Annotated in this window: 14 protein-coding genes; 3 read left to right on the top strand and 11 right to left on the bottom strand. The window is 59.6% G+C overall.

The annotated features are described in order from the left end of the window. The first annotated feature begins 7 nt into the window (after positions 1 to 7). Entirely contained in the window at positions 8 to 1,177 is a 1,170-nt protein-coding gene (locus ACMWLG_RS15030; RefSeq protein WP_100245686.1) for an HlyD family efflux transporter periplasmic adaptor subunit, read from the top strand. Between the two features lie 90 nt (positions 1,178 to 1,267). On the opposite strand, the gene ACMWLG_RS15025 is transcribed toward ACMWLG_RS15030, so the two are convergent. Then, positions 1,268 to 1,972: a helix-turn-helix domain-containing protein gene (locus ACMWLG_RS15025; protein WP_045404685.1), complete on the bottom strand. Its 705-nt coding sequence runs from the start codon at positions 1,970 to 1,972 to the stop codon at positions 1,268 to 1,270. 96 nt (positions 1,973 to 2,068) lie between these two features. Here ACMWLG_RS15025 and ACMWLG_RS15020 point away from each other — a divergent pair, with 96 nt between their 5' ends. Next, the gene (locus ACMWLG_RS15020; RefSeq protein WP_045404687.1) at positions 2,069 to 2,488 is read left to right on the top strand and encodes a nuclear transport factor 2 family protein; all 420 of its coding nucleotides are present in this window, start codon (positions 2,069 to 2,071) and stop codon (positions 2,486 to 2,488) included. Between the two features lie 2 nt (positions 2,489 to 2,490). Here ACMWLG_RS15020 and ACMWLG_RS15015 read toward each other — a convergent pair whose 3' ends face one another. The 3 genes from ACMWLG_RS15015 to ACMWLG_RS15005 all read right to left on the bottom strand — a co-directional run bounded on the left by ACMWLG_RS15015 (position 2,491) and on the right by ACMWLG_RS15005 (position 5,183). Beyond that, entirely contained in the window at positions 2,491 to 3,009 is a 519-nt protein-coding gene (locus tag ACMWLG_RS15015) for a DUF6622 family protein (protein WP_045357529.1), read from the bottom strand. Between the two features lie 85 nt (positions 3,010 to 3,094). Further along, positions 3,095 to 4,276 (bottom strand): PLP-dependent aminotransferase family protein, encoded by a 1,182-nt coding sequence (locus ACMWLG_RS15010; protein ID WP_045404689.1) that lies wholly within the window; start codon positions 4,274 to 4,276, stop codon positions 3,095 to 3,097. Positions 4,277 to 4,295: 19 nt separating this feature from the next. Then, on the bottom strand, positions 4,296 to 5,183 hold the full coding sequence (locus ACMWLG_RS15005) for a LysR family transcriptional regulator (protein ID WP_045404691.1): 888 nt from the start codon (positions 5,181 to 5,183) through the stop codon (positions 4,296 to 4,298). A 97-nt stretch (positions 5,184 to 5,280) separates the two neighbouring features. On the opposite strand from ACMWLG_RS15005, the gene ACMWLG_RS15000 reads away from it, so the two are divergent. Further along, on the top strand, positions 5,281 to 5,883 hold the full coding sequence (locus ACMWLG_RS15000) for a short chain dehydrogenase (RefSeq protein WP_023308908.1): 603 nt from the start codon (positions 5,281 to 5,283) through the stop codon (positions 5,881 to 5,883). Here ACMWLG_RS15000 and ACMWLG_RS14995 read toward each other — a convergent pair. The 7 genes from ACMWLG_RS14995 to ACMWLG_RS14965 all read right to left on the bottom strand — a co-directional run bounded on the left by ACMWLG_RS14995 (position 5,877) and on the right by ACMWLG_RS14965 (position 14,313). Continuing rightward, complete coding sequence (locus tag ACMWLG_RS14995) at positions 5,877 to 6,611, bottom strand: class I SAM-dependent methyltransferase (protein ID WP_045404693.1); 735 nt, start codon at positions 6,609 to 6,611, stop codon at positions 5,877 to 5,879. The genes ACMWLG_RS15000 and ACMWLG_RS14995 overlap by 7 nt on opposite strands. Positions 6,612 to 6,745: 134 nt before the next feature. Next, on the bottom strand, positions 6,746 to 8,125 hold the full coding sequence (locus tag ACMWLG_RS14990; RefSeq protein ID WP_045404695.1) for an amidohydrolase family protein: 1,380 nt from the start codon (positions 8,123 to 8,125) through the stop codon (positions 6,746 to 6,748). 1 nt (position 8,126) lies between these two features. Beyond that, a complete protein-coding gene (locus ACMWLG_RS14985; RefSeq protein ID WP_045357542.1) occupies positions 8,127 to 9,083 on the bottom strand; it encodes a carbamate kinase family protein in 957 nt (318 codons plus the stop codon). Continuing rightward, the gene (locus ACMWLG_RS14980; protein ID WP_045404697.1) at positions 9,080 to 10,633 is read right to left on the bottom strand and encodes a hypothetical protein; all 1,554 of its coding nucleotides are present in this window, start codon (positions 10,631 to 10,633) and stop codon (positions 9,080 to 9,082) included. Before ACMWLG_RS14980 ends, ACMWLG_RS14985 begins: the two co-directional genes overlap by 4 nt. 11 nt (positions 10,634 to 10,644) lie before the next feature. Further along, positions 10,645 to 12,060 carry a DUF1116 domain-containing protein gene (locus ACMWLG_RS14975; protein ID WP_045404699.1) on the bottom strand — a complete coding sequence of 472 codons (1,416 nt, stop codon included), beginning with the start codon at positions 12,058 to 12,060 and terminating at the stop codon, positions 10,645 to 10,647. Then, positions 12,060 to 13,601: an acyl-CoA synthetase FdrA gene (gene fdrA / locus ACMWLG_RS14970; protein ID WP_045404702.1), complete on the bottom strand. Its 1,542-nt coding sequence runs from the start codon at positions 13,599 to 13,601 to the stop codon at positions 12,060 to 12,062. Before fdrA ends, ACMWLG_RS14975 begins: the two co-directional genes overlap by 1 nt. A gap of 106 nt (positions 13,602 to 13,707) precedes the next feature. Continuing rightward, on the bottom strand, positions 13,708 to 14,313 hold the full coding sequence (locus ACMWLG_RS14965) for an ankyrin repeat domain-containing protein (RefSeq protein WP_039263421.1): 606 nt from the start codon (positions 14,311 to 14,313) through the stop codon (positions 13,708 to 13,710). Positions 14,314 to 14,442: the final 129 nt, after the last annotated feature.

Here is a 14,442-nt window from a genome sequence, read left to right as displayed (position 1 = left end):
GGCGGCAATGGACGATCTGGATAACGCCCTCGACTCCGAAAGCGGCTACACCGGCGCGCGTCGGATCGTGATCTTCTCGCTGCTGATGTTTGTGGTGCTGGGCGTCTGGGCGTGGTTTGGCGTGCTGGATGAGGTATCAACCGGCTCGGGTAAAGTGATCCCCAGCTCGCGCGAGAAGGTTCTACAGTCTCTCGACGGCGGGATCCTCACCGAGCTGAACGTCCACGAGGGCGATCAGGTGCAGGCCGGACAGGTGCTGGCGCGGCTTGATCCGACGCGTTCCGAATCGAACGTCGGCGAAAGCGCGGCGCGCTACCGGGCCTCACTGGCCTCCAGCGCCCGCCTGTACGCCGAGGTGAACGATCTCCCGCTGAAGTTCCCTCCTTCGCTGGCAAAATGGCCGGATCTGATTGCTGACGAAACGCGCCTCTACAACTCCCGCCGCGCGCAGCTGGAGGATACCCAGCGGGAGCTGCGCGCCGCGTTAGATCTCGCCAATAAGGAGCTGGCCATCACCCAGCGGCTGGTCAAAACCGGCGCCGCCAGCCACGTGGAGGTGCTGCGCCTGCAGCGGCAGAAAAGCGATCTGGAGCTGAAGCTCACTGACGTACGCTCGCAGTATTACGTTCAGGCCCGGGAGGCGTTATCCAAGGCCAACGCCGAGGTGGATATGGTTTCAGCGATCCTCAAAGGCCGCCAGGATTCCGTGACCCGTCTGACGGTAAAATCCCCGGTGCGCGGGATCGTGAAAAACATCAAGGTCACCACCATCGGCGGCGTGATCCCGCCCAACGGCGAGCTGATGGAGATTGTGCCGGTGGACGATCACCTGCTGATTGAAACCCGCCTGTCGCCGCGCGATATCGCCTTTATCCACCCGAACCAGGAGGCGCTGGTTAAAATCACCGCCTACGATTACGCCATTTACGGTGGCCTGCACGGGGTCGTCGAAACGATCTCTCCGGACACCATCCAGGACGAGGCCAAGCCGGAAGTGTTCTATTACCGGGTGTTTATCCGCACCAGCCAGGATTACCTGGTGAATAAGGCGGGCAGGCACTTCTCGATTGTGCCGGGGATGATTGCGACGGTGGACATTAAGACCGGCGAGAAAACGGTGCTGGATTATCTGATCAAGCCGTTTAACCGTGCGAAAGAGGCGCTGCGGGAGCGGTAGTCAATCGCCGGGTGGCGGCTTCACCTTAGGACGGGGTTTTCTCCCTCTCCCCGTGGGAGAGGGTTGGGGTGAGGGCATCAGACCGCGAAATCAAACCCACTGCCCCGGCGTTTTACCGGTCCATGCTCTGAAAACCTCAATAAATGCGCTGACGCTGCTGTAGCCGCAGGACAGCGCAATCCACCCTACCGGCTTCCCCGCAGCCAGCCACTCCATTGCCCGCATGACGCGCGCCAGCTGCCGCCAGTTAACAAAGTTCATTCCGGTCTGGGCGCTAAACCGACGGTTGAACGTACGCACGCTCATCCCAGCATGAACAGCATGGCTCTCGACCGTCTGGTTATCATCGACAAACTGCAGCAAATGGCTGACCACGTTCTTCAGACGCGGATCCGTCGGCACGGGCAGAGAAAAGCGAGCCTGGGGCGTCAGGGCAAGCTCATCCAGCAGCAAAGTAAGCTTTCGCGGATCGTACTCGCTCTCTGCATCGCATAAACGGGAAAACAGTGCATGGGTGAGATCGTCGGGCTCGAACAGCGCGGGCGCATCGGGAAGCATTGCGCACCCGGCGGGGTCAAGAAAGATAGCACAGCCTTCTATCGCACTTTCGGAAAAAGCGGCGTGCTGCCGATCCGGAGGGATCCAGCCGATGTGTTTTGCCGGTACGACCGATCGCGCCTGCTGCGTCTCAATGACCAGCAGCCCCGTTGCAATGCGCCACAGCTGGCCGGTGCGATGACTGTGCCAGGGCGTTCGGTACCCGCCGGGATGAAGGAGCGTTTCAACACTGACCATATCATTTTGACCGAAAATCGTTATTCTTTGGCATATTAGAGAAACTGCGACTTCGGCTGTCAAGGATAATGGTGATTCACCATATAAGGAGCCCGCATGAGCATTATCACGTCCCTGATAGCCCACACCGACAACGCCGCGCAGCGCGAAAAGATGGCCTGCCTGTTAACCCGCTTATTCAACGGCGATATCGATCCGGCAGAGGTATTTACGCCCGATTACCAGCAGTTTACTGACAGTCACGCGCTTGACTACCGGGGTTTTGTCCAGCATTTGAGCCACGTTCGCTCGCAGATCCGCGCGATCGCCTTTACCGTAGTAGAGATAGCCTGTCATGACGAACTTCTGGCTGACCGGCATATCGTGACGGTCACGTATCCTGATGGTCGTCAGGCAGAGATCGAGGTTTACCTGTTTGCCGCGCTGCGTGAAGGGAAAATCTGGCAGATCCATGAAGTCACGCGAGCACTCAGCGGTGATGCCTCAGATCGCACGCTGGCTCACGCGACAGAATAATCTTACTCCACCGGGCGCGGTGCGGCGCTGTTATACACGCCAATATAACGCGCAAATTTCCCGAGAAACACACCGGCAAACACGCCGCCGGAAACGATCGCCAGCGCGCTCATGGCGGGCTGCTGCATCGTCTGGGGAGAGACCGCGCTCATCACGCCCAGCACATACTTGACGCCGAACGCCAGCATCATAAACGGCAGCGCGGTGTAGTCTGCCTGACGGTAAAGGCTGCGCGGCGCATCTGCGCGGGTGATAACCGCCTGCTTAATCAGGAAATACCCCAGCGCGGCCCCGGCGAGGATCCCCGCCGTCCACAATGCGACAGTTCCGGGCGTCAGCGTGCGGTAGACCACCAGATCGTAGATATCCCAGATTAGAAATATTGCCGGAATGATGGCAAGCCTCTCCAGCGTAACGGTGGCGGGCCTGCGGGCTTTAATGCCGCGAGAGATAAGGAAGATAAACAGCACCCACACCCAGGCGGGCGTGTGCGTAACGACACCGAACAGAAATTCAAACATGGCGATTTCCATGGACGATCGCGGCTCGTGCCGCCCTGAACGCGTATTGCGCATAACGGCAGGAAAGCCATTATGCGCAGGTCTTTTACAGCGATTTTTTCAGGCGTTGAACCGCTTCCTTCAGCTCTTCATCCGTTGGCGTGACAAACGACATACGCAGCGTTGAATGGTCTGGCTCATTGCAGTAGAAAAACTCGCCCGGCACAAATACTACGCCGTTACTTAACGTTTTTTCCAGCCAGCGAGTGGTATTACTCCCATTTTTCATAGTCGCCCACAGGAACATGCCGCCCTTCGGCTTGTGGAACGACATCACATCACCCAGCTCGGCCTCCAGCTCCGTTGCGAACGTCTGGTATTTCTGGCGATAGGCTTCGCGGATCGTTTTAATCTGATCGGGCAGACGACCGGTTTTCAGGTATTCATACGTCATCAGCTGCGACAGCGTGCTGGTGTGCAGGTCGGTGGTTTGCTTAAGGTTTACTACTGCGCGCTTCAGCCATTCCGGCACCAGCACCCAGCCCACGCGGGTTCCTGGAGCAAGAATTTTGGAGAAGGTCGAGGTATACACCACGTTCTCTTCGTTGCCGATATCTTTGGCATGGGCAATTAACGGGCGGAAAACTTCATCGGTATAATTAATTTCGCTGTACGGATCGTCTTCAATAATGACGAAGTCATAGCGCTTCGATAATTCCACCAGCTGTTTGCGACGCGCCTCAGAGAGGGTTACCCCGCCAGGGTTGCCAAACGTCGGAACAATATAGACCGCTTTGATGGTTTTCTTCGCCGCCAGCGCTTCAAGCTCGTCGACCTTCATGCCGTCACCATCGGTGCCAACGGATTCAAAATTCGCCTGCGCCAGACCGAAGACCTGCAGCGCGGCAAGATAGGTTGGACGCTCAACCACAACGGTATCGCCCGGGTTAATTAATGCACGCGCCAGCACGTCGAGGGACTGCTGTGAACCGGAAGTAATAACAACATCATCGGCCTTACAGGCGATACCGCGCCCCTCGCAGATGCGCTGAATTTCTTCCCGCAGTCCCGGTACACCTTCGGTCAGACCATACTGAAAGGCCTCACCAAAATGCTGTGATAATACGGCATCAGCGGCAATTTTCAGCCCTTCGTGATCGAACAGGGCCGGATTAGGAATCCCCCCACCCAGCGAAATGACGCCGGCCATTTTGCTATGTTTTAATAATTCACGGATGGCAGATGATTGCAGGCCCTGCGCGCTGCTGGCGAGTTTATTCACAGACATTCTTTGCATACCTTCTTTTTTATAGTGTGCCCAATCTTAGCAGAATATGGGCGATAAATTCCGTTAGCTTAGGGAGAGGTCGTAAATCCTGACGCCACAGCAAATGCACGGGTCTCGGCGCCGGAATATACGCCTCCAGCACCCGCACCAGCCTGCCGCTTTCCAGATCTTCCGCCACCAGCACTTCCGGCTGCAGCAGCAGCCCCGCCCCGGCTCTCGCGGCCATCCGCAGCCCGTAGCCGTCGTTGCATCTCAAGACCGCATCCCGCTTCCAGCGCACTTCGCCCTCAACGCCCGGAAGCCGCCACTCGTTGCGTGCGGTCCACACGCTGTGGGATAAGCAGAGATGATCCACCAGATCGGCAGGGGTTTGCGGCGTACCGTAGCGCGCAAGGTAGTCCGGCGCGGCGCAGATCACCATCCGGTAAGGGCAGAGGTATTTCGCCACCAGATCGTCGTTGCGGATGTCGCCAATACGAATGGCCAGATCGATGCCCTCCTCCACCAGATCCACCATACGGTTGGTGAGATCCAGCTCTATGCGCACCTCCGGGTAGCGTTGTAAAAAAGAGGCCGTAAGCGGCGCGATGGCGCTGCCGCCAAACGAGGTGGGTGCGGTCACGCGCAGGGTGCCGGACGGCGCGGCACGCAGGCGTTCCACCGCGCTTTCGGCAATTGCCACCTGCTCCAGCACCCGCTTCGCCTCGTCGAAATAGACCCGCCCGGCGTCGGTCAGGCTCTGGCGCCGCGTGTTACGCTCCAGCAGGCGGGTGCCGAGCTGTGATTCCAGCAGCGCAACGTATTTCCCCACCATTACCGCCGACATCTCCAGCCGAGCCGCCGCACTGGTAAAACTGCCGCTTTCAACCACGGCAATAAAGGTCTCCATGCTGCGAAGCTTATCCATATTCCAAACTCCTGGTTAGTAATCTTCTAACTTTAGACCAGTTTATCTGCATTTTTATTTATTAAAGAATGAAGGCTCACAACATAAGGAGTCGGCTATGAAAATCGTGATTATTGGTGCCAGCGGTACGGTCGGTCGTGCGGTAACGGAAGAGCTGAGTCGTCGCCACGAGGTCATCCGCGTCGGCCGCACGCAGGGCGACGAGCAGGTGGATATCACCTCGCAGGCGAGCGTCCAGGCGCTGTTTGAGAAAATCGGCCCGGTGGACGCGATTGTCTCCGCCAGCGGGGGTCTTTACTTTGGCCCGCTCGCGACCATGAAGGACAGCGACTTCAACCAGGGCCTGCAGGACAAGCTGCTGGGACAGGTGCGCCTGGCGCTGACCGGCCAGCATTATCTGAACGAAGGCGGCTCTATTACGCTGATAAGCGGCATCGTGGCGCACGAGCCAATTGCCCAGGGCGTAAATGCCACCACGGTGAATGCGGCGCTGGAAGGGTTTGTCCGCGCTGCAGCCTGCGAGCTACCGCGCGGGATCCGCATCAACCTGATTAGCCCGACGGTACTCACCGAATCCGTCGAAACCTACGACGGCTTCTTCCCGGGCTTTGAGAGCGTTCCCGCCGCGACCGTGGCGCAGGCCTATCGCCGCAGCGTGGAAGGCGTGCAGAGCGGGCGGGTGTATAAGGTGGGCTACTGAGCCTTACGGGCGGCGATCAGCACCAGCATTGGGCGCTCCGCCTCTTCGGCCAGCGCGGGCCAGGCGTCAATCTGCGCCTGCGCTGGCCCCCACTCGTTGACGTCGCTTATCGTTAATCCGGCCCCGATCAGCGCGTTAAGCGTGGTGCCGAGCGTGCGGTGGTATTTCACCACCCCGTCTGCCAGCCAGTTGCTGACGCGTTTGCCTTCATCCTGATAATGATTAACGCCCCAGTACCGCTCACCGTTATCGTCGGTCAGCCAGCCCTGACGGGTGGCGCAGGTGTATATCGGGTGCTCCATCGAAAAGACGAGGCTGCCGCCGGGCTTGAGCGCGCGCTGAACCCTGGCGAATAGCGTATCCAGTTCCGGCAGGTAGTGCAGCGCCAGCGAGCTATAGACCAGATCGAGGCTGTTCTCGTTGAGCTTAAGAGATTCCAGATCGCTACGCTGATAGTGAATCTGTGGGTCAGCGGTAAGCTCCGCTGCGCGGGCGAGCATCTTTTCTGAGATATCGACCCCCGTGACGTCAGCAGCGCCCAGCTCGCGCGCCGCGCGGCAGAACCAGCCGTAGCCGCAGCCGAGATCGACAACCGATTTGCCGGTTAAATCCGGCAGCATGGCCTTAAGCGCGGGCCACTCCGGCGCGCCGTCCAGACCCTGCACCGAGCGTGGAAGCTGGGCGTAGCCTTCAAAAAACGCCGGATTGTCGTAGATGTTTTGTGCCATGGCAGATCCCTCTTTAAGAATGTGCATAGCAGTATACTGCATTGTCGGGTGGCGGCTTCGCCTTACCCGACCTATGGAAGTGCGGCCTGATGCCCTTACCCCCCCTCTCCCACAGGGAGAGGGAGAAATGCACGTCAACCCACCGAGCCCCAGACAAGGTTGCCCTTATGGAACGTCGCGGTGCGCGGTGAAATGCGCGCCACGGCCTCGGCGGAGCAGGAGGCATCCACCAGCACAAAGCTGGCGTCGTCCTGCGCTTTCGGCCACACGCGCTCGCCTTTGTCATTCAGCGGCAGCACGTCGCCGGTGGCAATGCCGAGCGCGCGGGAGAGCGTCTGCTCGTTCGGGCGGATGTAGAGCTGGGCGTAGAGATTCGCCTTCTCCAGCATGTCCCCCAGACCGTACGGCGACCAGTGGTCGATGACGCTGTCGGTCCCCGTCATCACGAACACACCCTTCTCGCGCAGCTGCTTCAGCGGCATATGCAGGGTGCCAATCGGCACGGTGGAGGCGATGGTCACCCGCTGCGCCGCCATGCGGGTGGCGATCTCATCCACCTGCTGTTCGTTGAGCGTCGCCAGCGCAAAGGCGTGGCTGATGGTCAGCTTGCCCTTCAGCTCCGGCGTTTTCTCCACGGTCTCGACCATGTAATTCACCGCCGCCACGCCCGCCGGGCTGGTTTCATGCAGGTGGATATCCACACCTTTGTCGTAGTCCAGCGCAATCTGGAACATGGCGTCGAGGGATTTCTCCATTGCGCCGTCGACGTTGGTTGGGTCCAGCCCGCCCACGTAGTGCGCCCCGGCCTGCATCGCCTCGCGCATCAGCTTTTCGGAGTTCGACAGCAGCAGCCCGTGCTGCGGAAAAGCGACAATTTCGCAGTCAAAGCCGGGCTTACGGCGCGATAAAACCGCCTGCAGGTTTTCCAGATTCTTCAGACCGGAGGTCGGCTCGATATTGCAGTGGCTGCGGGCGATGGTGGAGCCTTTCGACTGGATCAGATCGATCAGCTTTTCCGCACGCTCCTGGGTGTAGGGCTGTAGCTCCGGCAGCAGCTTCTGCTCAAGGTGGATCATGTCCTGAATCGTAGTGCCCGCCGGGCGGTTCAGGGAGCGCCACGGACCGCCGTAAAAGGTTTTATCCAGGTGAATGTGCATGTCGCGCATTGCCGGGAGCATCAGCTTGTTGCCCGCATCGTAGTGCGGCAGCGTTACGTCGGCGTGGCTCTTGTTATCGCGCAGGGCGACGATCTTCCCGTCGTTAATCTCCAGCGTTTTCAGCTCGGTGCGGGTGCTCGTCGCCACGCCGCCGTCAACGTTAAACCCGGCCTCCAGCAGCACGTTGTCCAGATAGTAATGTTTCGCGGTGATGCTCATCGGTTTGCCCGTCTCGCAGGTTGGCTTCGCGGAGTCAGCAGCATACGCGACGGACCCGGTGGCGCCAAACAGCGCGCAGGCGGTGACCATTTTGCCGCTCTGGCTAATAAATTCGCGGCGGCTTTTGTTTTCACTCATCTTATCTTCCCTCATTAACAATATGGGTACCAGTTTCCCCGCGCAGCGCCGCGGGCAGGCAGTCCGGCGAGGTGATAATCACGCGCCTGCCGCCGTGGTGTAAAAATTCCAGCGAGGCGACGATTTTGGGCAGCATGCTGCCCGCCGGGAAGTGGCCCTCTTCCCTGTAGCGCGTCATCTGCGCCACGCTGACGGTGTCCAGCGCCTGCTGGTTCGGCTTGCCGAAGTTGATGCACACCTTCTCCACGCCGGTGGTAATCACCAGCACGTCGGCACCGATCTCGCGTGCCAGCAGCGCGGTGGAGAGATCTTTATCAATCACCGCATCGACGCTCTGGTAGTCGCCCTGCTCGCTGCGAATCACGGGTATTCCGCCGCCGCCCGCGCCGATCACCACAAAGCCTTTTTGCGTCAGGGCTTTGATCGCATCCGCCTCGACAATCCGAAGCGGCTGCGGTGAAGCCACCACGCGACGGTAGCCACGGCCTGAATCCTCGACAAAATGCCAGTCCGGGTGTGCGCGCTGCAGCTCGTCGCGCTGTGCCTCGGTGAAGAACGCACCGATAGGTTTGGTAGGGTGAGTAAAACCCGGATCGTTTTTATCCACCTCCACCTGCGTAACGACCGTGACCGCTTTTTGCTCCCCGCGCGCGGCCAGGCGATTGTTGAGCGCCTGCTGGATCAGGTAGCCAATCCCGCCCTGGGTGTCCGCCACGCAGTTTGCCAGCGGCGTCAGCGGCAGCCCTTCCCGCTCGTGGGCGATTTCGGCGCGGCGCAGATCCAGCCCCACCTGGGGGCCATTGCCGTGGGTGAGCACGATGTCATAGTCGGAGGCCAGCATTTCGAGCACCGACTCTGCCACCGCTTTCACCGCCTGCGCCTGATGTTCAATCGACTGGCTGGCGTTGTCTTTGATAATGCTGTTGCCGCCGATGGCGACGACCATAAGCTCTTTCATACGTTTTCCTTCGCAACGGTACCAGTCGCAGCACTCGCCGCTTCGCGGCTATCCAGCACATGCTTCACCACAAACATGCCGCCCATCATCAGGTAGGCCGTAACGAACATCAGCGAACTGCCTTCGGCAAAGCCCACCACCGGGGCGTGGATCACCCCAAACAGCGCCAGCAGCGCCCCGACGGTGGCCGCAACGGCTCCGCGCAGCGGCTTGTTGATGATGGCGAAGATGGCGATACAGCCCCACAGCATGCTGGCGAGCGGCGCGCCGTTACCGAGATGCACCAGGCCTTCGTAATAAATTCCTTTGCTGTGCAGCACGTCGGTGCCGATCTTCGCCGCGCTGGTGCCCGCCGCCCCCATCACGCTGTTCATCATGGTCAGCGCCCAGTTGGCGATCCACGGGAACAGGCAGATGAAGATCACCGGCACCTCCACTTTGGGCGTTTCCCTCACCACCTGGTTGGCGGTGACGACGCCGATAAACACCAGAATCGGCACGATGGCGGTCATCGGAATGATGGCGAGCATAAATGCCCCCAGCCCGAACAGCGGCACGATGAACATGGTCACGCCGGAGGCCAGCGTGTAGCCGATGCTGGCCCCCATCGCTTTCCAGCCAGGGTGGCCGACGTAAACCGTCACCGGGAAGGGGTTCCCCATCAGGCAGCCGAGCATCGACGCCAGACCGTTCGCCAGCATCACCTTACGCGTCGGGTACGCATCTCCCGCCGCGTGGGCGCTTTCGATGTTCTCCAGGTCAAAGATGTAGTTCGCCAGCCCCAGCGGCACGGCAGAGGCCAGATACGGCAGCGCGTGCGGCAGGCCCTGCATGAAGCTGTCCACGTGCACTTCCGGCGGGTTAAAGCCGAAGGATGACATAGATGCTTTAATCGCTTCCGGGCTTTGCAGACCGGAGATCCACGCCAGTGCCGTACCGGCTATCAGCAACAGCAGGCCGGTAGGAATTCTGGCGAAAATCGGCTTTTTGCCGAACCAGTTGATGAAGATCAGCAGCAGGACAATGAACGATACGGTCGGCGCTTCAAACGCCTGCAGCATCGGGTTCATCGCCAGCAGCAGCAGGCCTAGACCGGAGAGGCACGACAGCAGCACGGTGCGCGGGATCATCTTGCGGATGGTTTCGCCCAGGAATGAACCGCCCGCAAGAATCATCGCCTCAACGAAGCACCAGACCAGGCCAATCTGAATAGCAAACTCCGCATCGCCCGTTTGCTGATACACCGGCATCAGCACCAGGAAGGTCACGGTAAAAATTGACGGCGCGCTGGGGCCGGACGGCAGCGCGGTGACGTCCGTGCGCCCGGTCTGGCGCGCCATCTGCATGCCGAACCACGCGTAGCAGATACTCGCGGCCAGCACCGCCAGCCCGAAGGCCGGCGCGATGCGTCCATAAACAATCTCCTTCGGGATGCCGACGACAAAAATGAGCAACCCCATCATGGTCAGCAAATTGGTCAGGTTGTTGGTCATCAACCCGAAATAAGCCGCCCAGTCACCTCTTTTCCACTCCAGCTTCATGTTTTTCATGGATGCATGCCTTATAAAAAGTAGCGATCGCGGAAGGTCAACAGCGCCTTTTCAAAACAGCTAAACGGCGGGTGAACGATGCCCGCTCCAATCATGCCGATGCCCGCGTCTTTGTGCGCAATGGCGGTATTGATGACCGGCAGAATGCCGCTGCCAGCGACCTTCGTGATGTCGATGGCGGTCGGAATGCCCATAAACGAGAGCAGTGGAATGGTGACGTTCGGATTTTCGCCGAGGGTGATTTCGCGCATCTGGCGGGAGAAGTCGATGGCTTCCTCCACCGTCCCGCCCACCAGGGCGACAATCGCCGGGGCCGTCGCCATCGCAAAGCCGCCGATGCCGTAGGTTTCGGTAATGGCGCTGTCGCCGATGTCCAGCCCGGAATCTTCCGGCTTATAGCCCGCGAACATCGGGCCGATCACCTGCTGCGCCGGGCCGGTGAACCACTGCCCCGGAAGCCCCGAAACGCGCAGGCCGAATTCGTAGCCGTTGCGCGCCATGGTGGTAACCACGGTGCTGTATTCAATGCCGTGGGCGGCGTCCAGCGCGGCCTTACACATCGCCATCCAGGTCGGGCCGGAGAAGTAGTCGCTGCTGGCGACAAACTCGAACACCTCGCGCTGCTGCGCCACCGGATAGCCCGCCTGAATCAGCCCCGGCGTCAGCGCCTGGATCAGCAGCGTAGTGCCCGCGTTGTTGCGGTTGTGGCACTCGTCGCCCATGTGCAGCGCCTGAGCCAGCATCAGGCGCAGGTCGATTTCGCCGACGATCTTCATCGCGTCGCGCAGCATCGGGCCGAGCACGTCGCGCATCCAGTTCAGACGGTCGATCACGCTCTGGTCGTTAGCGCCCATGCGCAGGATCTTCGCCATCTGCTCGCTGAGGTTGGTGAACGCGCGGTTGCCGTAGGTTTTGTTTTCAACGATGTGCATAAACATCGATGCGGAGGTGACGCCCGCCATCGAGCCCACGCAGTCGTGCTCGTGGCACGGCGAGAAGGTAATTTCTCCGGAGGCAGCGAGCCTTGCCGCATCGTCCAGATCTTTCGCCAGCCCTTCAAACACCAGCGCCCCGGTGACCGCACCCTTCATCGCCCCGCACATGTTCTCCCAGGCGACAGGCGGACCGGCGTGCAGAATGGTGGTGCGGGTCATGCCCGGCACCACGTTAATGGCCTGGTCATAGCCCACCAGCACCGGATGGGACTGAATAATGCGCTCAAGAGCGATGCGGTTGGCGGCGGCAATTTTCTCCGCCAGCGGTTTTTCCGCCAGCTGGTCGAGCGCTTCAACGACCTGCATATTGCCCTGCCCCGGCGGCGTCCAGTCGAGCTGGGTCACGGGAACGTGCTGTTTTTTGAGATCGTCGCTGAACATCGCAATGCCGACGTTAATCACGTTCAGCGGCTGGTTGAATAAGGTCGTCATTATGCTTTCTCCCCTTTGCAGACAAATTCGCGTGCCAGTAATCCGGTATTGGTGCTGCTGCTGGCCCAGATGACGCCTGCGTCGGTCAGCAGCTGGCACTGCTGCGCCAGCGACTGCGGATCCTGATCGGTGCCGAGCACGTAGCCGAGGATCTCCAGCGGACGTTTATCGGCCTTCGCGATCGCCTGCGCCTCTTTGATAGCGTCGATCATCACGACGACCGGATCCTCATGCGCGCCAAAGCCCAGCACGAAGTCCATCACGATGACGCCCACCTCCGGATCGCGCGCCTCCTGCAGCAGGCGGCTGATGCGGTTGGTCGGGTCGATCATGGGGTGCGGCTTGCCGTTGGTGAAGTCGTCGTCGCCAAAGTCGAGGAAGGTGTGGGCTTTACTGACATTGACGTCGCCCAGGCGCTTAGACGGATCGGGCTGGATGTTACTGTAAACGTCGTCGAATTTCGCAAGCGCCGCGAACATCGCCTCGTCGCACAGGGTTCCGCCGCAGAACAGGCCGCGAATGTACTTCTGCTGCGGCGTCAGGCGAGTGCGCACCTCTTCAATCAACGGCCAGTTGAGCGGATGCAGATCGAGGGACTCTTTTTTGATGCCGGTGAGCAGGACCGCCTTCAGGGCCGCCTCTTTGGTGCCGCGCGCAAACTGCAGGCCGTCTTCATCGGCGGGCGGTTCGCTGCGGCCGAGGAAGCAGACAACCACCGGCTTGCGGCAGGCGCGCGCGCGGGCCAGCACCTTCTCCGCCACGGCAGGGGCCGGCGGCTTGGAGATCAGCGCGATGACCTGGGTCGCGTCGTCCGCTTCCAGCATGTCGATGGCGTCGAGCATCATCAGGCCGCCGATTTTCTCGCTGAGATCGCGTCCGCCGGTGCCAATCAGCTGCGACACGCCGCCGCCGAATTCGTGAATGCGCACGCTCAGCTCCTGGCTGCCGGTGCCGGATGCGCCGACGATTCCAATCGGTCCGCGGCGCACCGCGTTGGCAAAGCACAGTCCCGCGCCGTTGATAATGGCGGTGCCGCAGTCCGGCCCCATCATCAGCAGACCTTTCTTATGCGCCAGCTGCTTCAGCGCCAGCTCGTCGTCGAGCGACACGTTATCGGAAAACAGCATCACGTTGAGATCGTTTTCCAGCGCCTGGCGCGCTTCGCGGGCAGCGAAGGTGCCGTTGACGGAAATCACCGCGAGGTTGCTCTCCGGGCGATGAGTTTTGGCGCTGGCAATCGTGGCGTAGCGCGCTTCATGGGTGCCGCCGCTCTCTTTACGCGTGAACAGCGCTTCGATGGCCGCCAGCGTTTCATCATTCGCCGCGTCGCCTTTAATTACGATCATCAGGTCGCCGTTTTTGGCTTCCGCTAATTCCGGCGTTATTAGCCCGAGGTTTTTTAATACGCCTTTGTTCATTTCCGTCGCCATCGCGACAAACGCCTGCTCGACGCCCGGTAATTTATTGGCTTTGGTGGAAACAGACATTAATGAGACGGAGTCAAAATATGTGTTCTTTTTTATGACGATTTTTGTGGGCATTATTTTCTCCTGAACGCGGATAAAAGGGGACCGCCGTCGTGCAAAATGCACGTCGGTAAAAATGCGTTTTAATTAGCGGCCAGCCGGAAAAAGCTGGCCGAATGCGTTATGCGCCCGCCGCCAGCAGCAGGTCAGCTATTGCATCGAAGCCTTTTTCCCGCGCCAGTTCGAGCGGGGTTTTACCGTATTTATCGGTCATGTGCGGGTTCGCGCCGTGATCCAACAGCAGCTTCACGATCTCCTGCTGCTTAGCGCCGCCGTCGTTAAGCACGATAGCTTCCAGCAGCGGCGTCCAGCCGACAAAGTTGGTGTGGTTGACGTTGATATCCGTTTTCTCCAGCAGCTCGCGAACGATCTCCACGTGCCCTTTTTCACTGGCTGGCGTAATGCCCACGCCGCCAAAGCGCGTCAGGCGGTCGAGATCCGGATTTGCCGGAAGGACAAGGCGCAGCAGGGTGATATCGTTGGTCAGGCAGCTAATGAGGAAGGGGTTAAAGCAGGTCTGATCCTGTTTATCAATATCCGCCCCGGCGGCAATTAATAACGCCACGCAGTCATAATGCTTTTTCAGGCTGGCAATAATAACGGCGGTTCTTTTCTGACGGTTGGTGGCGTTAATATCCACGCCTTTCTCCAGACAGGCTTTTAGCGCATCGCTATTGCCCTCTTCTGCCGCCAGCAGAAATTCAGTAACGAGTTCGTTCGCAGACATATTCAGACTCCCGATGTTTTTATTTCTGTTGACCTGAGAATAGCAACAGCCTGGTCATAAAAGAATCCGCTTAAAAATGATTCATCGACAGTCAATTCATTGTTGAGGTAAATTCAATAAACCGGTCAA

Source organism: Enterobacter sp. 01-M-02-SI-ECC (assembly GCF_047530595.1).
Lineage (GTDB): Bacteria > Pseudomonadota > Gammaproteobacteria > Enterobacterales > Enterobacteriaceae > Enterobacter > Enterobacter cloacae_M.
The sequence above is the reverse complement of the archived record's forward strand: the minus strand, read 5'-3'. Positions and strand labels throughout refer to the sequence as shown.